At 52.5% G+C, this 1,081-nt stretch carries 1 protein-coding gene; it reads right to left on the bottom strand.

Annotated elements, in window-relative coordinates:
- On the bottom strand, positions 1-1,081 hold a 1,081-nt coding region (locus ACOCD2_RS21450; protein ID WP_419626076.1), incomplete at both ends, for a choice-of-anchor Q domain-containing protein.

Below are 1,081 nucleotides of genomic sequence, written 5' to 3'. Positions count from 1 at the left end.
CAGACAGGTATCATCGTCACCCGCATCAATGAGACCGGAGTTACTGGCAGGCATATTCAGCGCCCACCCGCTGTCAGTGCTCAACGGACCACCCAGTTTGGGATCACCGGAACTGCTGCTGCTCCCGCAGGTATTATCATCGAACCAATTATTGCCGGCTACATGATAAGTGCCGTCATATCCTGCACAGTTGTTTTCAGACGATCCTGCTATAACCGTATTGATCAACGTGGTATCCGAAGCGAACTCGTTGCTCCCGTAAGTACCAATGCCATTACCCGTCGTTCTATACAGGGTAGTGTTTTTGAGCGTCATACTCCCCCCCATGTTATCCAGTGCAGCCCCCACGTCCTCATTGCTGGAGTCGCCAGCATTGTCTGACAACGTGACGTTCATGAGCATCACCTTACCCTTAAAGTTTTGGATCGCTCCACCGGCTGACATTGCTGTATTGTGATCCAGCGTCGTGTTATTGATTGTCAATGTGCCGCTTGAGTCGTTGTAGATTGCACCACCAAAGCCGCTTACGTCATACCCGTCTTTTGCCGTGTTGTAGCTCAACTGGCAGTAATTGATCGTCAGCGTGCCGTGGTTCCAGATGGCGCCCCCATGGTCAGCAAAGCCGTGCACAAGTTTGAGCCCCTCCAGGGTTACCGTTTCTCCCTGATTAACGATCAGCAATCGCGCGGGCGTGTTGTGGTCACCTGTTCCACTGAGAATGATATCGGGTTTGCGGTCGCCATCAACGTCACCGTTAATGACGACGCTTTTATCAAGGGTGATAGGTCCGGGGGCGTGGCCGGAACCCAGCATAAAGATGGTATGATTTTTAAGCGATGGATCAAAAATAATCGTGTCACCGTCATTGGCCTCCGTTAGGATTGCCCTGAGTGATCCACTGCCTGAGCTCTCATCGTTGGTTACTGTCAACGTCCGTGACACGCTACCGCCATACTCCACAGCTCCAATATCGCAGGTACCCACGCGCTGTGCTGAGCGTTGGTCACGTACCGTACAGGTTTGCGGATTGCCCGCATTGATGAGGCCGCTTTTCCCGGACGGCATCATGGTTTCCGTATAA

It is taken from the genome of Thiolapillus sp., assembly GCF_048562965.1.
GTDB classification, from domain to species: Bacteria; Pseudomonadota; Gammaproteobacteria; order Chromatiales; family Chromatiaceae; genus Thiolapillus; species Thiolapillus brandeum_A.
Note: the sequence above shows the minus strand (reverse complement) of the source record. Positions and strands in the feature narration are given on the sequence as shown.